Genomic DNA, 21,782 nt, shown 5'->3' with positions numbered 1-21,782 from the left:
ACCGCGCCGAGCAGCCGGTCAACCGATACGGTATCGGTGATGAGTTTGCGCATCGGCCCGTGCGGGACCCGCGGGGCAAAGCTGCTCGGACTGGCCGCGACGATCCTGATGGTATGCGGCCTGGCAATCGCTGCTCCCCTGACGTCAGCGCGTGCCGACAGAAACCAATGCGCGCCAGGGGGCGTGGACAGCGCGCGTGGTCTGCCCAAAGACCTGACCACCGTCGGGGGCGTCGGTGCGGACGCCAACCACACGACGCCAACCGTCGAACCGCTCAACGAGGTCGACGTCCACGCGCTGGGCCTCGGCACGCCCGGCGTCCTGACCGTCGGCACCCTGTCGGATGCGCCGCCGTCGATATGCGTCAACGCCTCTGGCCAATTCAGCGGTTTCGACAACCAGCTGCTGATGGCCATCGCGCAAAAGCTGGGTCTGCAAGTCCGTTTCATCAGCACCGATTTCTCGGCCCTGCTCGCGCAGGTGGCCTCGCGCCGCTTCGACGTCGGCTCCGCCTCGGTGAAGGCCACCGACGCCCGGCGGCGCACCGTCGGATTCACCAACGGCTACGACTTCGGCTACTACGCGCTGGTGGTGCCGACCGGGTCTCCCATCAACAGCTTCAGCGATCTGGGTCCGCGGCAACGCATCGGCGTCGTGCAAGGCACGGTCGAGGAGGCCTACGTCGTGGACGACTTGCACCTGCAACCGGTGAAGTACCCCGGCTTTTCCACCGTGTACGGCAGCCTCAAGACACATCAGCTCGACGCCTGGGTGGCCCCGGCGGCGCTGGCGGGCAATCTGATGAAGCCGGGAGATCCGGCGATGGTGGTCGCGCACGCCTTCACCCCCGGCGACTTCGTCGCCTACGCAGTCGCCAACGACAACCCGCCGCTGATCGCCGCGCTGAACTCCGGCCTGGACGCCGTCATCGCCGACGGCACCTGGGCACGGCTGTACAGCCAGTGGGTCCCTCGGCCACTGCCACCGGGCTGGAAACCCGGGTCGAAGGCCGCTCCGGCACCGGTACTGCCGGACTTTGCCGCGATCGCCGCGAGCCACCACCATAATTCGGCGGGCCCGGCCGTCCCGAAATCGATTCTGGCGCAATTGCGTGACCAATTCTTCGACTGGGAACTGTACCGCGAAGCCATCCCGACTTTGCTCATGACGGGACTGCCCAACACCTTGATCCTGACCAACAGCGCGATCGTGATCGGCCTGGTGCTCGGCATGGTGCTGGCCATGGCCGGACTGTCACATTCGCCCTGGCTTCGCTGGCCGGCGCGCATCTATACCGATATCTTCCGCGGTCTCCCCGAAGTCGTGATCATCCTCATCATCGGAATGGGTATCGGGCCACTGGTGGGCGGGCTGACGGACAACAATCCCTACCCGTTAGGCATCGCCGCGCTCGGATTGATGGCGGCCGCCTATATCGGCGAGATTCTGCGCTCCGGGATTCAGAGTGTTGACTCGGGACAACTGGAGGCCGCGCGGGCGCTGGGATTCAGCTATGTGGCCGCGATGCGGCTCGTGGTGGTCCCCCAGGGAATACGGCGGGTACTGCCCGCACTGGTGAATCAATTCATCGCGCTGTTGAAGGGCTCCGCGCTGGTGTACTTCCTAGGATTGGTTGCTCAGGAGCGCGAGCTGTTTCAGGTGGGGCGCGACCTCAATGCGCAGACCGGCAACCTGTCGCCGCTCGTGGCCGCGGGCCTGTTCTACCTGTTATTGACCATCCCGTTAACACATTTGGTGAATTACATCGACAACCGGCTGCGGCGGGGCCGGCCCGCCGAGGACCCGCACAATCCCACCGAGATAGTCGCATCCACGCTGGGGCAGGGGATGACGTGACGGGGGATACCGTGGAACAGGCATCAGTGTCGTTGCAGGCCAAGGACATTCACCAGATCCTGGGCGGGACGATGGTGCTGCGGGGCGTGGACATAGAGGTTCCCGCGGGCACCACCGCGGCCGTGATCGGGCCGTCCGGCTCCGGCAAGTCCACGCTGCTGCGCACCCTGAACCGCTTGCACGAACCGGATAGCGGAGACATTTTGCTGGACGGGCGATCGGTGCTGGGTGACGATCCCGCCGAACTGCGCCAGCGCATCGGCATGGTTTTCCAGCATTTCAACTTGTTCCCCCACCTGAGCATCCTCAAGAACGTCGCGCTCGCGCCGCGCAAACTTCGCGGCATATCCACCGACGAGGCACGCGATCTGGCGCTGACTCAGCTGGACCGAGTTGGGCTGAAACACAAGGCCGATGCCCGCCCCAGCATGTTGTCGGGCGGCCAGCAGCAGCGCGTCGCGATCGCCCGCGCGCTGGCAATGTCGCCGCAGGTGATGTTTTTCGACGAGGCGACCTCGGCGCTGGATCCGGAAATGGTCAAGGGCGCGCTGAAACTCATTGCCGATCTGGGCGCCGGCGGCATGACGATGGTGGTGGTCACCCACGAAATGGGTTTCGCCCGGTCCGCATCGGATGCGGTGGTATTCATGGATCAAGGCAAAGTCGTGGAATACGGGCCGCCGGAGCAGATATTCGAAGCCGCTAAGACCGATCGCCTACAGCGATTTCTATCCCAGGTGTTATGAGGCGTAGATAACTAGTCGCCGATAGCTCCCTTGTACGTGCCGCATATCGGGTTAGACTGCCGACTTATGGCGGACAGCGAATCCCCCGCGGGCGACGTCACCGAGCTTGCGGAAGGCCTGCACCGCGCGCTGTCCAAACTGTTTTCGATCCTGCGCCGCGGCGACCCCACCAGCGGAGTGGTCGCGGGCGAATTGACCTTGGCGCAACTGTCGATTCTGGTGACGCTGCTCGATCAGGGACCGATCCGGATGACCGACCTGGCCGCACACGAGCGGGTGCGGACGCCCACCACGACGGTGGCCATCCGCCGACTCGAGAAGATCGGGCTGGTGAAACGTTCGCGCGATCCATCGGACCTGCGGGCGGTGCTGGTGGACATCACCCCGCGCGGGCGGGCGGTACATGCGGAGTCGCTGGCCAACCGGCACGCCGTGCTGGCCGCGATGCTCAGCTCGCTTTCGCCGTCCGACCTGGACACGCTGACCCAGGCGCTGGCACCGCTGGAACGGCTGGCCTGCGGCGAGCCGAGCTCCGGCCCCAACGGAGAGCCTGCCGCGCGTAAGCAGGCGTGAAAGTATCTGGTTTCCAACGATATTGGTGATGATCGTAGACTGAGCGGCATGCCCACTGCACTCATCACCGGCGCCAGCGGCGGTATCGGCTCGGCCATCGCCGCGGCGCTGGCGCCGACCCACACCCTGCTGCTGGCCGGTAGACCCTCAGATCGGCTCGACGCCGTTGCGTTCCGGCTCGACGCCACCACCTTCCCGATGGACCTCACCGATACGGACGCGATCGAGTCCGGCTGTGAAATCGTCGACGAGCTAGACGTGCTGGTGCATAACGCGGGCCTGTCGATCCCGGGCCATGTCGACGAGTCCAGCATCGAGGAGTGGCGCGCGACCTTCAGCGTGAATGTGTTTGGGCCGGTTGCTCTTACGCTAGCGCTGCTGCCGGCGCTGCGGGCCGCACGCGGTCAGGTGGTCTTCATCAATTCCGGAGCGGGGCGCAACCCCTCCCCCGGCATGGCGTCGTACTCGGCCAGCAAGTTCGCGTTGCGCGCGTTCGCCGACTCGTTGCGCGGCGACGAGCCGCAGCTGCGGGTGACGACGGTCTATCCGGGCCGCACCGACACCGACATGCAGCGCGAGCTCGTCGCATTCGAGGGCGGCGAGTACGACCCGGCCGGCTTCCTGCGGCCCGAGACCGTGGCGACCGTAGTCGCCAACGTGGTGGCCACGCCGCGCGACGGTCACGTCCACGAAGTGGTGCTCCGTCCGGCAGGACGCTAGCCGGGTGCTCAGACGACCAGGTTGACCAGCCGGCCGGCGACCACGATCACCTTGCGCGGGGTGGCGCCCGCCAGGAACGCCTGCACCTTTTCGTCCGCCAGCGCCGCGGCTTTCAGCGTTTCAGAGTCGGCGTCGGCAGCCACCAGCACCCGTCCCCGCACCTTGCCGTTGACCTGGACCGGGTACTCGACGGTGTCGTCGACGAGATACGCGGGGTCGGACTGCGGGAACGGGCCGTGCGCGAGCGAGCTGGTGTGCCCCAGCCGCAACCACAACTCCTCGGCCAGATGCGGGGCCAGCGGCGCCAGCAGCAGCACCAGCGGCTCGACCGCCGCGCGGGGCACCACGTCGCGATGCGTCTTGGTCAGGTGGTTGGTGTACTCGATCAGTTTGGCCGCCGCGGTGTTATTGCGCAGCGCCGCATAATCTTCCGATACTCCGGCGATGGTGCGATGCAGCACCCGCAGCGTCTCGTCGTCCAGCTGCTCTGCCGTATCGGCCACCCGCAGTTCGCCGGTGCTCTCGTCGACCACCAGCCGCCAGACCCGCTGCAGGAAACGGTGTGCACCGACGACGTCCTTGGTGGCCCAGGGTCGGGATGCCTCGAGCGGGCCCATCGACATTTCGTACACGCGCAGGGTGTCGGCGCCGTACTCGTCACAGATGGTGTCGGGCGAGATCGAATTCTTCAGGCTCTTACCGATTTTGCCGAATTCCTGGAAGACCTGCACCTCGCCGTCGGGTCCGGGGTAGACGAATCCGTCGCCGCGTTCGATCACCTCGTCGGCCGGGACGTACGACCCCCGGGCGTCGGTGTAGGCGAACGCCTGGATGTAGCCCTGGTTGACCAGCCTGCGGTAGGGCTCTCGCGACGACACATGCCCCAGGTCGTACAAAACCTTGTGCCAGAACCTGCAATACAGCAGGTGCAGCACCGCGTGCTCCGCACCGCCGACGTACAGGTCGACGCCGCCCGGGTCCTGCGGGCCATGCTCCGCGGGCCGCGGTCCCATCCAGTAAGCCTCGTTTTCCTTGGCGCAGAACCGTTCTGAGTTGTGTGGATCGGTGTAACGCAGCTCATACCAGGAGCTGCCGGCCCACTGCGGCATCACATTGGTGTCGCGGGTGTAGGGCCTCAGGCCATCCCCGAGATCCAGCTCAACGTGCACCCACTCGGTGGCCTTGGCCAGCGGGGGCGACGGCTCGCTGCTCGCGTCGTCGGGGTCGAACAGAACGGGCGAATAGTCGGGCACGTCGGGTAATTCCACCGGCAGTGCCGCATCGTCGAGGGCATGCGCACGCCCGTCGCTGTCGTAGACGATCGGGAAGGGCTCGCCCCAATACCGTTGCCGCGCGAAAAGCCAGTCACGCAACCTGAATTCGATGCGGGCCCGGCCGCGGCCCTCAGACTCCAGGTGCGCGGTGATCGCCTTCTTGGCCGCGGCCACGTCCATTCCGTCGAGAAAACCGGAATTCACCAGAACCCCGTCGCCGGTGTAGGCGCCCTGTGAAATATCGCCGCCCGCAATGACTTCCAGAATCGGCAGGTGGAATTCCGTTGCGAAGTCCCAGTCCCGCTGATCGTGACCCGGTACCGCCATGATCGCGCCGGTGCCGTACCCCACCAACACATAGTCGGCAATGAAGATCGGCACCGGCTTGCCATTGGCGGGATTGGTCGCGAAGCTGCCAAGAAAAACGCCGGTCTTCTGCTTGCTCTCCTGGCGTTCCAGGTCGGACTTCGCCGCGATCGAGCGCCGGTAGGCCGCCACGGCTTCGGCGGGGGTGGGGGCGCCGTAGGTCCAGCGGGCGTCGGCATCGTCGGGCCAGGCCGCGGCGACCAGCTCGTCGACCAGCTCGTGCTCGGGCGCCAGCACCAGGTAGGTGGCGCCGAACAACGTGTCGGGACGCGTGGTGAACACCTCGATATCGACCTGCGTGCCCGCTCGGGCGCCGCTAGGCACCGAGGCAGAGAACAACGCCTCCGCTCCGGTCGACCGCCCGATCCAGTTGCGCTGCATCGTCTTGACCTTTTCCGGCCAGTCCAACAGCTCCAGATCGTCGAGCAGCCGGTCGGAGTACGCGGTGATCCGCATCATCCACTGCCGCAACCGCTTTCGGAATACCGGGAAATTGCCCCGGTCGCTGCGACCATCGGCGGTCACCTCTTCGTTGGCCAGCACCGTGCCCAGCCCGGGGCACCAGTTGACCAGCGAATCGGCCCGATAGACCAGGCGAAAGCCGTCGATCACGTCGGCACGCTCCCCCGCCGACAACGTCGCCCAGTCCCGGCCGTCGTCGACGCGGCGGCGGCCGGACTCGAACTCGGCGATCAGCTCGGCGATCGGCCGCGCCTTGTTCGCCGCGGTGTCGAACCAGGCGTTGTAGATCTGCAGGAAGATCCATTGCGTCCACTTGTAGAACTCGACATCGGTGGTCGAAAAGCTGCGCCGGCTGTCGTGTCCGAGACCCAGGCGGCTCAGCTGACGGCGGAAGTTGACGATGTTGGCGTCGGTCCTGGTGCGCGGATGGGTACCGGTTTGCACCGCATACTGTTCTGCGGGCAGGCCGAAGGAATCAAAGCCCAGCGCGTGCAACACGTTCCGACCGTTCATCCGGAAGAAGCGGGCGTACACATCGGTGGCGATATAGCCCAAGGGGTGCCCGACGTGCAGGCCGTCGCCCGACGGGTAGGGAAACATGTCCTGCACGAACAGCTTGTCGTCGGGGATCGAGCTCGGATCCGCGGGAGCCAGCGACCCGACCGGGTTGGGGACGTTGAACGTCCCCAACGTCGCCCAGTTCCGCTGCCAAGCGTCCTCGATGCGGCCCGCCAGCTCCGCGGTGTAGCGGTGTGGCGGGGCGTCGGAGTCCGTCGGAGCGGCCAGGGCGTAGCTCCGGGACGCGGTGGTCGGAGGTTCGGTCACGTGACCAGGGTATAAGGACCGCCTCGCTGCGTTCGTCGGCCACAGGTTGATAAAGGTTGAGTTGCGCACCGATCAGGGCTTCATCCCAGGTCGATGTCGGGGCTGTTCACCGTCTTTGACCCGTGGTTACAGTCAGCCTCTGTACTACGGGTGCTGGCTCCCCAGCCATTCGGAAGGACCGACGGACATGACTGAGATCGCCGTTCCGTGGCGTGTATTCGTCGGCGGCTGCGCCGCCGCGGCGATCGGCGTCACCGTTTTTGCCGGCGGCATCGCGTCCGCCGACCCGGTAGCCCCCACGCCGCCGCCCGCCCCCGCCGGCGCCGTGCAGACACCGCAGAACTTCGTGGCGGCCCCCGGCGGCGCTGCCGGAAGACGGTTCGTCCCCACCCCGCCGTCCGCGAATCCGTTTGCGCCGCCGAGCCTTGCCGTGGCGCCCGGCGCTGCCGCCGTCGCCCCCACCCCACCCGCCGCCAACCCGTTCGCGCCGCCGACGCTCGCAGCCGCACCCGCCGCGGCCGGGGCCCCCGCCCAGCCGGCCCCCACCCCCGCAGCTTCCGGGACGCTGCGCGACTACTTCCAATCCAAGGGCGTGAAGCTGGAGGCGCAGAAGCCGCAGGGGTTCAAGGCGCTCGACATCACCCTGCCGGTGCCGGCGCGCTGGACGCAGGTCCCCGACCCCAACGTGCCGGACGCGTTCGCCGTCATCGCCGACCGGCAAGGCGCCAGCGTGTACACCTCAAACGCGCAGGTAGTGGTGTACAAACTGGTCGGCAACTTCGACCCCAGGGAAGCGATCACGCACGGCTACGTCGACAGCCAGAAGCTGCTGGCGTGGCAGCCCACCAACGCGTCGATGGCTGACTTCGCGGGCTTCCCCTCCTCGGTCGTCGAAGGCACCTACCGCGAAGGCGATATGACGCTGAACACCTCGCGGCGTCACGTCATCGCGAGTTCGGGGCACGACAAGTACCTGGTGTCGCTGTCGGTGACCACCGACCGCGCCGTGGCGGTCTCGGACGCGCCGGCCACCAACGCGATCATCAACGGATTCCGCGTCACCGCGCCGGGAGCCCCGGCGGCGCCGGCCCCGAGTACCGCTCCGGTCGGGCTTCCCGGCCAAACCCCCGCGGCCGCCCCGGCCCCGGTTCGCGCGCCCGCGGTGATCCCGGCGCAACCGCCCGCCGCCGCGGCCGCCCTCCCCGCACCCGCCGCCGCTCCCGCGCCGGCTGCGGTGCCGAGCCAGCTGCAGGCCGCGCAGCCCGCGCCGAATTTGTTGGCGCTGGTGCCCGGGCTGCCCCCGCTGCCGAACTTCACCAGCATCACTGGCCGCTAACGTCGCGCCATCCCCAGCCCGCCGCGGCCGGGCGCGCACACCGACGACCCGCCTCGTATTGTGAACGCATGGTGATCGCGGGGGTGCTCTGCATATGTGCGGCGGTGGCTTCCGCCGGCTTCGGAACCTGGTCGCTGTCCCGCAACCAGGTCGTCGATACCTCAGCACTGGCCCTGCGCGCCCTGGCGCCGACGCAGTTGGCTGCCGCGATCATGCTGGCCGCCGGCGGCGTGGTTGCCCTCGCCGCGTCACCGCACACCGCGCTGGTGGTGATCATCGTCTGCGTGGTGGGCGCGCTGGGCACCCTGGCGGCCGGTTCGTGGCAGAGCGCGCGCTTTGCGCTGCGCCGGGAAACCGCGGCGGCGGGCACTCCGGAGGACGGGTGCGCCGGTGCGTGCGCCGTCTGCACGCAGTCCTGCCACTGAGCCCGCGCCCGGTCCTGGTCGACTCGTCATGATCAGACGGTTCGCCGCGATTCTCGACGTGTTCCTGCTGGCCCTGGCCGCAACCGTGGCCCTGGCCGCCCTGCTCCCCGCGCACGGCCGGGCCGCCGAAATCGTGTCGATCGCCGCCAAGACGGCCATCGCGCTGCTGTTCTTCCTTTACGGCGCGCGACTCTCACCGCAGCAGGCCTGGCACGGCGTACGCCAATGGCGACTGCACCTGCTGGTGCTGTCCACCACGTTCGTGATCTTTCCGGTGTTGGGGTTGGCCGCCCGGATTCTGGTGCCCTCGGTCATGACCGCCGACCTCTACAACGGGTTGTTGTTCCTGTGCCTGGTCCCGTCGACGGTGCAGTCGTCGATCGCGTTCACGTCCATCGCGCGGGGCAACGTTTCGGCCGCGATCGTGAGCGCCTCGTTGTCCAACATCCTCGGTGTGGTGCTGACCCCGCTGTTGGTGGTGCTGCTGATGAACACCAGCGGCGGGGTCCATGTCGACGCCACGGCGATCCGCGACATCGTGCTGCAGCTGGTGTTGCCGTTCGGCACCGGCCAGTTGCTGCGGCCGGTGCTCGGCGGGCTGATCGCCCGGTACGCGGCGGTGCTCAAGGTCGTCGACCGAGGCTCGATCCTGCTCGTGGTGTACACCGCGTTCTCGATGGGTGTGGTGGAAGGGATCTGGGCCGGCGTCGAGGTGCGGCAATTGCTCCTGGTCGCGCTGGTCGCCGCGGCACTACTGGCGGTCGTGCTGACCGCCACCACCGTTATCGGCCGGTTGGGCCGACTCGACCGGGGCGATGCCATCGTGTTGCTGTTCTGCGGTTCGAAAAAGAGCCTGGCGTCCGGGCTGCCGATGGCGCTGGTGTTCTTCCCCGCGGCGACCGTCGGTCTGACCATGTTGCCGCTGATGATCTTTCACCAGATCCAGCTCGTGGTCTGCGCCATGATCGCGAGCAGGCTCGCACGCCAAGCCGACGCGGCGCCGGAGGCGGGGGAGTAGCGCTCAGTTCCTGCTGACGTCGATGGGGTGGGTGGCAAGCAGCGACAGCGGCAGCGGCTGGCGGCGCAGCACTTGACCCCACAGGTCCGCCTTCGGCCCCACCAGCACGTCAGAAGGCAACGCCGACAACACAATCCAATCATCGCGCTCGATCTCGCCTTCGAGCTGACCGATCGTCCAGCCCGAGTACCCGGCGAAGATCCGTACCCCCTCCACCAGGGGAGCGATCAGGTCCGGTTCGGCATCCAGATCGACCATCACGATGCGCCCCGCCACATGCCGCAGGCCCGGTACGCCCTGGGGGTCCGAGCCGACGCGCAACGTCGCCAGGCACAGGGCCGCGTCGCGCTTCACCGGCCCGCCGATGAACATCGTCTTCGGCTTGGCCGTCAACTTCGCCCACTGCGGCAACACGTTGTAGACCGCGGTCTCGCTGGACCGGTTGAGCACCACCCCGAGCGTGCCGCCGTCGTTGTGCTCGACGATGTAGATCACGCTGCGCCGGAACGTCGGCTCGAGAAGATCGGTGTTGGCCAGCAGCAAGGTACCCGCACGCACCCGCTGCGCGGCGGGTGCGACCGAGTCTTCGGGATCTTCGGGCGGCGGCATCAGACCATCATCGCACTCCCGCAGCACAACCCGGGGAAAATAGGTCCGCCGCTGCAACATTTGTACTGTTAGTGGGGCGGCGTCGAGGGTGACAACGCGCACCCACGCCCAATCGGTGGAAGTCGGTCCTTTTGTTTCAAGCCCGGATGCAATCGAGTGCACCCGTCGAACTGTGGCGGTCGGTGCGCAGCATGCCCGATTTCTGGCGACTGATGCAGCTGCGCATGGCAAGCCAGTTCGGCGACGGCCTGTTCCAGGCGACGGTCGCCGGAGCGCTGCTGTTCAACCCCGACCGGGCCGCCGACCCCGCCTCGATGGCGCGCGCATTCGCGGTGCTGTTCTTGCCCTACTCGCTGTTGGGGCCCTTCGCCGGGGCGTTGATGGACCGCTGGGATCGGCGCTGGGTGTTGGTCGGAGCCAATCTGTGCCGACTGGCCCTCATCGGTGCGATCGGGACCATCCTGGCGATCCGCGCCGGCGAGGTCCCGCTGTTGCTCGGGGCGCTGCTCGCCAACGGGATGGCCCGCTTCGTCGCGTCCGGCCTGTCGGCGTCGCTGCCCGACGTGGTGCCGCGGGAACAGGTCGTCACGATGAACTCGGTGGCGACCGCCTCAGGCGCGATCGCGGCCTTCCTCGGCGCCAACTTCATGTTGGTCCCGCGCTTCTTCTTCGGCGCCGGCGACAAGGGCGCCGCGGCCATCATCTTCACAACCGCCGCCCCGATATCGATCGCATTGCTGCTGTCGTTGCGTTTCGGCCCGCGGGTGCTCGGCCCGAAGGACGGCCGTCGCGCGATTCACGGCTCGGCGTTCTACGCGGTGATCACCGGGTGGATTTACGGCGCCCGCACGATAGTGCGCACACCCACGGTCGCCGCCGCCCTGTCCGCGCTGGCCACCCACCGGATGGTGGTGGGCATCAACTCGCTGTTGCTGTTGCTGCTCGCCCACCGCGTCAAGGATCCGGCGGTCGGCGGGTTGGGCATCGCGCTGGTGTTCTTCGCCGCCTCGGGGCTGGGAGCATTTCTGGCCAACCTGCTGACGCCGCCGACGGTGCGGCGCTGGGGCCGCTATGCGGCGGCGAACGGCGCGCTGACGGCCGCGGCGTTGATCGAGGTGGCGGGGGCCGGGCTGATGGTGCCGGTGATGGTGGGGTGCAGCTTCTTCCTCGGCATCACCGGCCAGGTGGTCAAGCTGTGCGCCGATTCGGCGATGCAGATGGACGTCGACGACGCGCTGCGTGGGCACGTGTTCGCGGTGCAGGACGCCCTGTTCTGGGTATCCTTCATCATCGCCAATTCGATTGCGGCAGCGTTGATTCCGGCCGACGGCTATGCGCCCGCGTTCGTGGTGTTCGCGTCGGCTCTGTATTTGGTGGGGCTGCTGGTGCACAGTGTCGTCGGCCGTCGCGGGCAGCCCGCGGCGGCGCGCTAGGAGGCAATGATGGCCGATCCCGCTCCCTTCGTGGCCGAACTTCGGGCCGAAAGCGACGACCTGGACGCGTTGGTCGCGCCGCTGGCGGCACAACGCTGGGCCGATCCGACACCGGCGCCGGGCTGGACGATCGCCCACCAGATCGGGCATCTGCTGTGGACCGACCGGGCGGCCCTGAAGTCCGTCACCGACGCGGCGGGATTCACGGAGATGTTGACCGCCGCCGCGCAGGACCCCGGCGGCTTCGTCGATGCCGGCGCCGCGGAGCTGGCCGCGGTGCCCCCCGCCGAGCTGTTGGATAACTGGCGGGTCACCCGCGGACGGCTGCACGACGAGCTGCTCGCGGTCACCGACGGCCGGAAGCTGCCGTGGTTCGGGCCGCCAATGAGCGCGACGTCGATGGCCACCGCCCGCCTGATGGAGACCTGGGCCCACGGGCTCGACGTCGCCGACGCGCTCGGAGTCAAACGCCCGGCCACCGAGCGGCTGCGTGCTATCGCCCACATCGGCGTGCGCACCCGCGATTACGCGTTCGTCGTCAATGATCTGACGCCGCCGGCCGAGCCGTTTCTGGTCGAGCTGCGCGGACCCGGCGGCGATACCTGGACGTGGGGTCCGCCCGACGCCGCTCAGCGGGTGACCGGCGACGCCGAGGACTTCTGTTTCCTGGTCACTCAGCGGCGGCCGCTGACCGCGCTCGATATCACCGCGATCGGGCAGGATGCGCAGCGCTGGCTGGGCATCGCGCAGGCTTTCGCGGGTCCGCCCGGCTCGGGTCGGTGACCGCTCCGCTACTCGGAGTCGGTCCGATCTGACCCGACGACCACGCGAGCGCGAGCGACGTCCTTTTCCGCGGTGCCTTCCTTGCCGTGCCCCAGCATGCCAGCCGGCGACATCGGCATCGGCGATCCGCCCACCCCGGTCGTGGCCGTCGGGCCGCGCACCTCGGCGGCGTTGAGCACGCCCGCGCGCAGGCTTGTGGGCCGGCCGGCGGTCTCGGGTTCGAAGCTGCTGGTGGGGCGCGTGTAGCTGGTGAGGCCGACACCGGAGCTACCAAGACTGCCGACCGCACCGCCCGCGCCGCCGGCACCCGAGGCGCCCAAACCGCCCGCACCTGCCAGCACCGGTTCGGCGGCGGCACCGGCCGCGCCGGCGTTGCCGCCGCCGGCCCCGGAGAACAACCCACCCATTGACTGCATCATCTGCATCGGCATCTGGCCGAGACCCTGGAATGCTTCCATCGGCGCCTTGACCACCGACTGCAGCGGCTCCATCACGCTCTGCATCATCTGCATCGGCATCTGCATCATCGAGCTCATCTGGCTGCCGCCCTCGGCGGGGGCGGCAGCCGCCTGCCCCGCGCCTTGTGTCGCCTGGCTGCCGACCTGCAGCGCGCCGTTCATGCCGCCCTGCGCCGCCGCTTGGCCGACCGCCGAGGCCGCAGCGGCCGGGGCGGCAGGGGAGGCGCCCATCGGTGCGATAGGGGGCGGAACCGCCAGCGCCGCAATGAGTGCTGCCAAAGTGCTGGCGTAGGCCCAGCCGATGCTCGAGTTCTGCGGCCAGTGCTCGAAGTAATACTCACCGTCCCGCTCGGCCATCGCGGGCGTGTTTTGACCGAAGAAGTTCGTCGAGAACAAGGTGTGCCATTCGACCCGGTTGGTGGTCGACACGATCGACGGGATGACCGACGACCTCGCCAGCGTGAACGCCTCGACCGCAGCTTGGGTAACGGCGATCTTATGCGCCGTCCAGCCCACCAGCGTGTGCAGTCCCATGTTCAGACCGGTGCTGGTGGCCATCGACGCCACCCCACCGAAGCCCTGCCACTGAGCGGCGGTTGCCACGGAATTGACCGTGGAAAGACCCGCCGCGACTTCCTTGTTCGTCGTCTCGGTGACCCACACGGCGTTGTTGGCGAGCACCGACGCGGGGTTACCCGCCTCGAAGATCGCAGCGACGATCTCGGGCGGACCGTTCCACCTGGGATCAGCCATGACGAGATCGACTTATACGGCGGAAGCGGCAGCGCCGGCCGCGTCGGCGGCGACGTTCGATATGGACGCCAGGCCCTGGGCTCCGGCGAACCCGGCGCGCTGCCCGGCGTGCTCGGTCGCCGTAGCCAGATAGGTCGCCCCTGCGGCATTCAGCGCGGCCGCGAACTCGACCGAGTCGGCATCCGGGGCCATCGGCAGCACCCCGGTGAGCGCCGCGCCTCCGGCCGCCGTGGTGGCCGCCATTTCCTCGCTGATTCCCGTTTCGGCGGTCGACGACAGGTCGACGGCCTCTGAGCCAAACTGATACAGCCCACCCATTTTGCCCTCCGTAATTCGCATTGCCAGTCACGGCTACAGGGGAATACCCATTTGCCTGACTTCCCACCCCAGTTGTCTCCGCCGAGAATGCCGCGGAATTTATCGATTCTATGGTGGGCGCGGAAGGGTGTCGAATCACCTTTCTGCGGGTCGGGGCGGTCGGGGCGGTCGGGGCGGACCGACCTATTCCGCGTCTCCCACCAGCACGCCTTCCATCGCGCCGTCGGTGGTGACCAGCAACCCGCGGCCCGGCGGGAGTTGCTGCGCGCTCACCCGGCCGAACACCTTCACCGCGGCCGGATCGTTGTCCATGAATAACGTCGGTGCCCGCGAACTGGTCATCTTCTGCAGGAATGGATTGGTCACCGAGACCCCGGCCCAGTTGCCGGGAAGCCGGGAAGCAATCACGTGCAGGCCGATCTCACGGCTGCGTTCCATCAATCCCCACAACGGTGCCGTCGCCGCGACCTTGCCGATCACCCCGTGCGGCCGCAGCTCCTGCTCGTCGTCGATCAGCACGAAATGGTGCGGACCCTCCCAGGTGCTGCGCCGCAGCAACTCCTCTTGGCTCAGGCCCGACGGCGGCAGCCGGTCGCGCAGGACCCCCGCCAGCGCCTCGACCACCGCGTCGATGTCGTCGGCGGTGTAGGCGTAGGCACGGACGTGCGGACCCCGGATCTTGCCGATCAGCGACGTCTTCGGGTCGATGATCGTGATCTGCGCCTGCTCCGGGGTGAGCTGGCCGATAATCGCCTGCCCGAACGCCGCCAACGTCGTGGTCTTGCCGCACAAGGCCCGGCCCACCACCAACATGTTGGGCACCGTGCGGGACGGCAAGTAGGTTGGTTGCAGGGCACTTTCGCCGATCGCGAAGGGAACGTTGAACGGGTCGGACGCCGGCTCGCGCTCGGCGAACGCCGAGATAACCTGGGCGAGCGCGACACGTTCCGGTAGCCGCGCTAGGCGCTGCAGCCGCCCGGCGCCGGTCACCTCGGCGATCACCGCGCCGATCCCGCGGGTCGCGACGCGATCCCCGTTGGCGGCGGTCAGCTCCGGCACCCCCACCAGCAGCTCGTGGCCCTCGCGGGTGACCCCGAAGCCGGGCCGGTCCAAAGTGTTGCGGGCGGCTTTGCGCCGTTCGAAGCCCTCGCCCATCTGCGTCTCGTCGGGATTGCTCAGCCGCAACTGGATACGGGCGTTGGACACGTTGACCAGTTGCTGTTTCTGCCCCACCAACCACGCGGTGGCACTGGTCATGATGTGCACGCCGTAGGACAGGCCCTGGCGCGCGATGGAGACCAGGCGGTCGCCCGTCGGGGGATCCTTGTCGTAGAGATCGCTGAAGTTGTCGACGACGAGGAAGACATCGCCGAACTTGTCGTTGGGATCGGTGCCGCCTTCGCGTTCGGTACCGAACCGTCGCTCCCGGAACTCGGAGATGTCGATTTGGTACTGCTTGAACGCGGCCTCACGAGCCAGAATCAACGCTTCGATCGCCGCGACGGTGCGCGAAACTCCCTCGGTATCAGTCTGACTGACCACCGACGCGACGTGCGGCAGCTCCTCGACCGGGTACAGCGACGCCCCGATGCCGAAGAAGGTGACCCGTTCCGGCCGATACATCAGCGCCGCGGAGACCATCAGAGTCATCAGGGTGGTGGACTTGCCGCGCTGAGCGGTCGCCACCACCATGATGTTGTCCATCTCGACGTCCATCACATGCACGCGCTGGGCGTGGTCTTCGGGAATGTCGACCACGCCGACCGGGAACACCAGCCCGGGGTTCTGCCCGTAGTCCACGTACCACGGCTTGCCCCGCCACGCACCCACCAGGGCGTCCATCGTCTCGCTGACTTCCAGTGGTGGAAGCCAGATTTGGTGCGGTGGACGGGCTGGGTGAGCCATCAACGATTCGCGGATGACATCGACGAGTTTCTTCTTACGGAAGCCGTCGGAGTGGAACAGGAACTCGTCGGGCTCATCGGGTTCCTCGGCGACGGCCAAGGCTTCGCTGTCGGCTTCGCTGAGCGGCTGGTAGGCCCAGGTGAAGGCCCGCGGCTGCGAAAAGCTCACGTCCACCGTCTTGTTGACGTTGACCACCCGCTTGGGCACTACGAACGGGGCCGACACGTAGAAGCACCGGAACTGTTCGATGTCGCGCGGACCCACCTTGAGCAGGGCGTACCCGTTTTCCTTAGAGGGCAAGTGCAGGGCGGCGTCGCTGCCGATCACGTCGCGGGAGTCCTCGGCCGTCTCAGCGCGCAGCGCAACCCGAAAGGCGATGTTGCTCTTGGCTTTACTGAGCGACGACAGATCCAGCCGCTGGCCGCCAAGGGTGAAGAAGACGTTACAGCCGCGGCCTTCTTGCCCGATGTGAATGACCAGGTCGATCCACTCGGGGTGATGAATGAACAGCTCGAGGTATTCGTCGATGATCACGAGTAGGATCGGGACGGGCTCTAAATCCCTTCCGGCAAGCCGCATTTCCTCATACTCGTTGGCGTCGCGGGCCCCGGCCTTGTTGAAAAGTCGGTAACGCCGGGCGATCTCGCCGTTGACGGCCTTGCGCATCCGCTCGGCCAGGTGCCGGTCGTCTTTTCCGAGGTTGGACAGCGAGCCCGCGACATGCGGGAAGCCCTGCAGATCCTGGGCCGCCGATTCGAACTTCATGTCGACGAAGATGACGATGAACGTCTCGGGGGAGTGCGTCAACGCGATACCGCTGCACAGCGACAGGAAGTACTCCGACTTCCCCGAACCGGAGGTACCGATCACCACCGAGTGGAAGCCGAACCCACCAAAGTCCTTGGCGCGCAGGATGACGTACTGCAGCTCGCCGCCCTGCCTAACGCCGACGGGGACCATCGCCCACTTGGAGTCACCGCGCCCACGGCTTTCGCCCCAGAGTCTGTCGACGTCGAGTTCGCGGGGATCGCTGATTCCCAGCGCCCGTAGCAACTCCCCGCCCTGGCTGTCGGTCTCCGACAGCTCGCCGGCGCTCATCGGGGACCAGCGGGCGATCGCCCGCGCGTAGCGGCTGGCGGTGCTCTCGGCGAGCATGTCGGCCACGGCGTAGAACGCGCCGCGATGGGTGAGCCTGCCTTCGCGCAGCTCGAAACGTTCGCCCTCGTCGGCGAATCCGACGCCGACGCCGGCGCGGGTGGCCAACCGCAGCACCGTGATGCCGGCCATGCCCTTCTGTCCTGTCACGCCCTCCCATTGCTCGGGCGTGCCGACGTTGTCATCGACGATCACCCAGTGCGGGCCCAGTGTCAGCCCGGCGGGCGATTCCATCGGCGACGGCATGGAGGTGGGGCTGGCTCCGACCGGGGGCGTCCACGGGCCCCGCCCCTTGCGATGCAGCTCGGCGTCGAGCGCCTCTTCCAGTTCGGTCGGGGACGTGAACACCAGCCGGCGCAGCCCGCACGCATCGAACATCTCGTCGTGCTGGTTGTGCGGCAACCACACCAGCCACGACCACTGCTCGGGATGCCGGGTCACCACCATGAGCTTCAGGTCTCCGGGGCTGTGGTAGACCGCCAGCGAGCACAGCAGCGATCGCGCAAAGCTGTGCAGCTCGCTGGGCTCGTCGCCGATGAAGCTGAAGCCGGGCTTCGACCGCAGGCTCAGCACCTTGCCGATGCCGCGGATTTTGCTCTGCTCGAGGATGAAATCCCGGAGCGCACCGCCGGTCACCGGTTCGAGCTCCTCGCCGATCGGGACGTCGGGCCACTGCAGCGACACCGCCGATTCGCTGGCCTGCTGAATGCCGATACCCAGGCGGACATCCAGAAAATCCGGGTCGGTCGCGCGCCGCTCCCACATCCGCGGCCCACCGATGACGGTGTCCAGTTTCTGCGGATCGCCATGCACGAAGAGCTGGCTGCGGCGCTGCTGCTGAGCGGCGTGCTGCACCTCGTCACGGTCGTCGTCGAGTTGGCGTAGGTAGCTGCGGCGCTGCTTTTCCTGTTCGCCCCAACTGATCCGGCGACCTCGCCCGAAGCGCCCGCTGAACATCAGCGTGCCGAAACCGACCAGGCCGATCATCGGGAAGAACCCGGACTGAAGCGATCGGATGCCCGACGCGTACATCACCACCAAAGTGCCGATGATTCCCACCAGCAGTGCAGGAAGCGCAATCATCACCAAGATATTGCGGGGCTCGCGTTCGGGCAACGCCAGCGGCGCGGCCACCGCGATACGCACCGGCGGAACGTTCGGCGGCGGCTTACGCCGACCGCGTACGAAACCTCTCTTGGACATACTTACCCCCCGCTTTCGGTGGAATCGGGAATGGGCGCCACCGCCCCGCCGCCGGCCACCGCGTCACGGGCGACCAAGGCCGCATCGCGGCCTATCGCGGGCCCGACGGCGAAGGTGCGCACGATCGGCCACGGAGCTTGCACGGCCGCCTGGGGATCCAGCCCCAGCGCCTTCAGGGTGGACTGATCCGACTGTATTCCGTACCGAACCCCTTGCGGTGAAAGCCAATACAAGCTTTCCCGACTGTCCGCGGTTGCGACACCGCTGGTCGTGGTCACGAAGTTCGCGGCGCCCGGCAACATCAATGTTTGTTGAGCCTCAGCCGAATTGGGGTCACGGTCGTCGCGAACCAGATGCACCACGTGCGAATCCATCCCGATGGGGACGGGTAGACCGCGGCCGGTGAACAGGGTGATTCGGGCCTGCGGGTCACCGGACTGCTTCTCCCAGCCCACGCATGTCGTCGGATTCGCCGCTGTGTCAACGAATTCCATTTTCCCGGACGGGTAGTAATCCACGTCGAGCACGTCGATCACCGGGATTTGGATCAGCTTGTCCGGCGGGATCAGCGGCGGCGTGGTCGAACCCTCGGAGTTCGCCGTTCGCAACAGGTCGGCGACGAAGCTGGTGATCTTCTGCACGCCGTCGGGCAGCAGCACATAGAAGCCGTTCACGGTGCCGCTGGCGTCACGGGTCTCCAGCACGCTGCCGACCACCACGCCCGGCAGCAACCGTGATGGTGTCCCGCGGGCCGGGACTGCCGGCAGCACAATGGGTTCCGTCGATGGCATCGCATCGAAGAGCGCATTCGAAATCTCTATCGGGTAGGTGACGCCGGGGTCGAGTCCGAGGTTGAAGGTGACCGATCGGTCGGTCGGATCGATGCGCGACCGCTGGCCGTGCCAGATGACGTAGGTCGCGCCCTTGTGAGTGCCCAGGACCGCCTGCGTGGGTCCCATCGGCGCCGATCGGCCCTCGGGCGAGAGCTGCCCGGCGATCGAGGTCACCAGGGGAGCGGTGCCGCTGCCACGGGTAGCCGCGGTGTCGCAGACCGACCACGCCGATACGGAGCTCGCCGTGACCGGCAGGCTGTCCGGCGCACCGGGGATACCGATCATCGGCCCGGTCGGGTACTTCGCTATCTCGTTCGCCTTTACCCAGACCGGGGCGGAGGCGGTGCCGATCACGAGCCGGGCCGACGTCAGATTGAGCGCGGGGTAGAGGCGCCCGTTGATCTTCGCATAAATGGCGCCGGTGTCACGGTCGCCGATGATGGACGACTGGCCGACCAGGCCGGCGGGCTTCATGAAGTGCAGCAACGCCATCCAGCCCATGCCGATGACGACGAGCACGATCGACAGCGCCACGGCCGCTTGCTGTTTGCGGTCGTCGTGCTTCATCCGGACCGAAAACCGGGTGATCGCGGCCCGCAACCGCCGGTTGTAAAACAGGTGCCCCGAGTTCTGGTCCCGATTGGACAGATTGAGTGGCACAATCATTCTCCTTTCGGCGGTCGATGCGGGTTCGCGACATCGACACCGACATCAATGCAAGTCGCCGCCGTACCTGGCCTGGTTCTCGGCTGCTGCCTCCTCGCGGAGCGCTGCGATCGCGAGATTCAATCTGTCAGCCAGCTCTGCGTGGGCGTAGCCGGTCATCACGGTTGGATGCAACGCCAACTCGACCAACCTGCCATCGGAATTTGCCACCGCCCGAATATCCCCCATATCCACGCTGTAGGTGATCGTCTCAGCTTGCGCGACAAGGGCTTCCCACTTGTCGGCCGCCTCGCTCAGCTCACGCAGCACAGCTTCGACGAGATCTTGGTCCTTCAGCTCGCTCTGCTCGCTGCGACTGCCCGCCCCCGACACGATGTCAGTATCATCGAGCGCTCCAACCAGCGTCAATTCATGATTTGACAGTTTTCCCCACGGCGCTAGGACTCCGCTGTCCACTGGCTGGCCGGCGGCTCGTCGAGCTTTTGGAACCACGCGAAGTGATAGTTCGCCGATATCGCGTCTCCCGCGACGCTGCTCTCGGTGGCCGCCAGCAACAGGCAGTTCAGCAAGAGCGCGGGGTCGACTTCGGGATATTGGGTCAGCACCTGGTACCGCGCGGTGTCGAGGTGCACGCGCAGCAGGTCGGCCTCTTCCTCAACGACGCCGGTTCCCGCCGCAGCGGCCTTGGCCAGCGTGTGTACGAGCCTGGGCAACCCGTCGCGCCAGTGCGTGACGCGGCCCAGCTCCCAGCCGAAGTCCTCCACTGCGGGCAGCTCGCGGGGCTGCACCGAGGTGTCCGTCGGGGCGAAATCCGCCGCGCGACCCACCCGATCGCCGGGCGTGTAGGTCACGGCGCGCGTCATCTCGCCCAGCAGCGCAACGACCTTGCCGAAGCGCCGACCCGGCTCCAGCAAGCGCACGCCAGCCGGCAACGCGATACCCGGCGGCACCCACCCGTGAGCGAGGTCGGTCACCAGCACCGTGGTGCCATCCGCGTGGTCACCGACCGCCCAGTTCAGCTGCGGTTCCTGCCGAACCACGAAGGCCAGCAGGCGCTGCAACCGCGCGATGTCGGACTCGGTGTCGACGGCGGCGGGGGCTTCCGGTTCCGCGACCGGGGCTTCGCTCGCCGGGGCGGGGGTCTCGGGCTGCGGGGTAGCGACCTCCGGCGCGGCAAGAACGAACTCGGGCTCGTCGGCGGGGACCTCCGCGTCCAGGGCGGCCTCAGGTTCGGCAGCCTGGTCCAGTGACAGCCGGCTGGTCTCCGGCTCGGCCTCGGCCGGCTCGACCACCCGCGCCGCCGGTATGACCTCCGTCGTCTCCTGGGCAGGTTCGGTGACCGCGGGAGGCGGTTGCGCCCGGACGGCGGGCATGACCCGCGTTGTGTCGTCGCTGCGGGTGAACCGCCCCGGCGGCGGCCTGCGCGGGTATTGCGGCTGTGCCGGGCGGGCAGCCACCGTCGTCGCGTACAGCTGGCGCAACGCCGATTCGACTCGGCGCGCCGCATGGGATCGGGCCTCGTCGATGACCCGGACCTCCGCGGCATGGCGGGCCGCATCGTTTAACCCGGCGCGCCTGATGACCTTGAGCTCATCGTTGGTCCGGCTGGTGATTCGCTGTAAGTCGCCTCTGAGATGTTCTGCTACAGCGGCATTTTCGTCGGTGATCGTCGACAGTTCGACAGGCCAGAGCCCGCCGATCACCCATGGGGTGCAATCGATGGGAGAGCTGAAAGCCGGCGTCGTCAGTGATTCCCGGGTAGCTCTCCGGAGGCGCTGGCGCGCCGAATTCCGACCGAAGATCGCCACCGGTTCAGCGTACCGACATCGTCGGCAACTTAATTGCCGAGAGTGAATTGTGCGGCGGCCCCCGCCTGGGTAGCGTGAAGTCATGGCAGATTCGGCGCTGCAGCAGCAACTGGACGAAGTCCGCGCCCTGCTTGGCCGTGCGCGAGAGTTGTTCGGCGCCAACCCCATCGAGCCGCCGACCGATATCGCGCCCGATCCCGATTCCGCCAAGAGGTGGCTGATTTAGGCCGGCACGCCGGTACGGCCGTCAAATTCG

General features: G+C 67.4%; 18 protein-coding genes. 10 read left to right on the top strand and 8 right to left on the bottom strand.

What is annotated here, in order from left to right:
• Window positions 1–39: 39 nt before the first annotated feature.
• The 4 genes from MSG_RS00295 to MSG_RS00280 all read left to right on the top strand — a co-directional run bounded on the left by MSG_RS00295 (window position 40) and on the right by MSG_RS00280 (window position 3,896).
• Entirely contained in the window at window positions 40–1,857 is a 1,818-nt protein-coding gene (locus MSG_RS00295; RefSeq protein WP_096436096.1) for an ABC transporter substrate-binding protein/permease, read from the top strand.
• Between the two features lie 71 nt (window positions 1,858–1,928).
• The gene (locus MSG_RS00290) at window positions 1,929–2,603 is read left to right on the top strand and encodes an amino acid ABC transporter ATP-binding protein (protein ID WP_181159200.1); all 675 of its coding nucleotides are present in this window, start codon (window positions 1,929–1,931) and stop codon (window positions 2,601–2,603) included.
• 66 nt (window positions 2,604–2,669) lie between these two features.
• Window positions 2,670–3,176 carry a MarR family winged helix-turn-helix transcriptional regulator gene (locus tag MSG_RS00285; RefSeq protein WP_096436092.1) on the top strand — a complete coding sequence of 169 codons (507 nt, stop codon included), beginning with the start codon at window positions 2,670–2,672 and terminating at the stop codon, window positions 3,174–3,176.
• A 48-nt stretch (window positions 3,177–3,224) separates the two neighbouring features.
• A complete protein-coding gene (locus MSG_RS00280) occupies window positions 3,225–3,896 on the top strand; it encodes an SDR family oxidoreductase (RefSeq protein ID WP_096436090.1) in 672 nt (223 codons plus the stop codon).
• An 8-nt stretch (window positions 3,897–3,904) separates the two neighbouring features.
• Here the strand turns inward: MSG_RS00280 and leuS are convergent, their stop codons facing one another.
• Window positions 3,905–6,823 carry a leucine--tRNA ligase gene (leuS, locus tag MSG_RS00275; RefSeq protein ID WP_096436088.1) on the bottom strand — a complete coding sequence of 973 codons (2,919 nt, stop codon included), beginning with the start codon at window positions 6,821–6,823 and terminating at the stop codon, window positions 3,905–3,907.
• 187 nt (window positions 6,824–7,010) lie between these two features.
• Between leuS and MSG_RS00270 the strand changes: the two genes are divergently transcribed.
• The 3 genes from MSG_RS00270 to MSG_RS00260 all read left to right on the top strand — a co-directional run bounded on the left by MSG_RS00270 (window position 7,011) and on the right by MSG_RS00260 (window position 9,602).
• Window positions 7,011–8,159 (top strand): LpqN/LpqT family lipoprotein, encoded by a 1,149-nt coding sequence (locus MSG_RS00270; protein ID WP_096436086.1) that lies wholly within the window; start codon window positions 7,011–7,013, stop codon window positions 8,157–8,159.
• A gap of 68 nt (window positions 8,160–8,227) precedes the next feature.
• Window positions 8,228–8,584, top strand: a complete 357-nt coding sequence (locus MSG_RS00265) for a hypothetical protein (protein ID WP_096436084.1) — start codon at window positions 8,228–8,230, stop codon at window positions 8,582–8,584.
• Window positions 8,585–8,612: 28 nt separating this feature from the next.
• Complete coding sequence (locus tag MSG_RS00260) at window positions 8,613–9,602, top strand: bile acid:sodium symporter family protein (RefSeq protein WP_096436082.1); 990 nt, start codon at window positions 8,613–8,615, stop codon at window positions 9,600–9,602.
• A 3-nt stretch (window positions 9,603–9,605) separates the two neighbouring features.
• On the opposite strand, the gene MSG_RS00255 is transcribed toward MSG_RS00260, so the two are convergent.
• Entirely contained in the window at window positions 9,606–10,214 is a 609-nt protein-coding gene (locus MSG_RS00255) for a YqgE/AlgH family protein (RefSeq protein WP_096443855.1), read from the bottom strand.
• Between the two features lie 143 nt (window positions 10,215–10,357).
• On the opposite strand from MSG_RS00255, the gene MSG_RS00250 reads away from it, so the two are divergent.
• Together MSG_RS00250 and MSG_RS00245 are read left to right on the top strand one after the other, a co-directional pair.
• Window positions 10,358–11,644, top strand: coding sequence for an MFS transporter (locus MSG_RS00250; RefSeq protein ID WP_096436081.1), 1,287 nt, complete (start codon window positions 10,358–10,360; stop codon window positions 11,642–11,644).
• 9 nt (window positions 11,645–11,653) lie between these two features.
• Window positions 11,654–12,427, top strand: coding sequence for a TIGR03084 family metal-binding protein (locus MSG_RS00245; RefSeq protein WP_096443853.1), 774 nt, complete (start codon window positions 11,654–11,656; stop codon window positions 12,425–12,427).
• An 8-nt stretch (window positions 12,428–12,435) separates the two neighbouring features.
• On the opposite strand, the gene MSG_RS00240 is transcribed toward MSG_RS00245, so the two are convergent.
• The 6 genes from MSG_RS00240 to MSG_RS00215 form a co-directional block, all read right to left on the bottom strand.
• Window positions 12,436–13,638: a PPE domain-containing protein gene (locus tag MSG_RS00240; RefSeq protein ID WP_096436078.1), complete on the bottom strand. Its 1,203-nt coding sequence runs from the start codon at window positions 13,636–13,638 to the stop codon at window positions 12,436–12,438.
• 12 nt (window positions 13,639–13,650) lie between these two features.
• Entirely contained in the window at window positions 13,651–13,956 is a 306-nt protein-coding gene (locus tag MSG_RS00235) for a PE domain-containing protein (protein ID WP_096436076.1), read from the bottom strand.
• Between the two features lie 183 nt (window positions 13,957–14,139).
• Window positions 14,140–18,219, bottom strand: a complete 4,080-nt coding sequence (gene eccCa, locus MSG_RS00230) for a type VII secretion protein EccCa (RefSeq protein ID WP_096436074.1) — start codon at window positions 18,217–18,219, stop codon at window positions 14,140–14,142.
• Window positions 18,220–18,221: 2 nt separating this feature from the next.
• A complete protein-coding gene (gene eccB, locus MSG_RS00225; protein WP_096443852.1) occupies window positions 18,222–19,712 on the bottom strand; it encodes a type VII secretion protein EccB in 1,491 nt (496 codons plus the stop codon).
• 51 nt (window positions 19,713–19,763) lie between these two features.
• Window positions 19,764–20,093, bottom strand: a complete 330-nt coding sequence (locus MSG_RS00220) for a DUF2710 family protein (protein ID WP_096443850.1) — start codon at window positions 20,091–20,093, stop codon at window positions 19,764–19,766.
• A gap of 62 nt (window positions 20,094–20,155) precedes the next feature.
• Complete coding sequence (locus tag MSG_RS00215; RefSeq protein WP_096436072.1) at window positions 20,156–21,526, bottom strand: DUF5631 domain-containing protein; 1,371 nt, start codon at window positions 21,524–21,526, stop codon at window positions 20,156–20,158.
• A gap of 82 nt (window positions 21,527–21,608) precedes the next feature.
• Between MSG_RS00215 and MSG_RS25045 the strand changes: the two genes are divergently transcribed.
• Window positions 21,609–21,752 (top strand): hypothetical protein, encoded by a 144-nt coding sequence (locus MSG_RS25045; protein WP_170063126.1) that lies wholly within the window; start codon window positions 21,609–21,611, stop codon window positions 21,750–21,752.
• The last annotated feature ends 30 nt before the right edge of the window (window positions 21,753–21,782 follow it).

The sequence above is a fragment of the Mycobacterium shigaense genome (assembly GCF_002356315.1).
Lineage (GTDB): Bacteria > Actinomycetota > Actinomycetes > Mycobacteriales > Mycobacteriaceae > Mycobacterium > Mycobacterium shigaense.
Note: the sequence above shows the minus strand (reverse complement) of the source record. Positions and strands in the feature narration are given on the sequence as shown.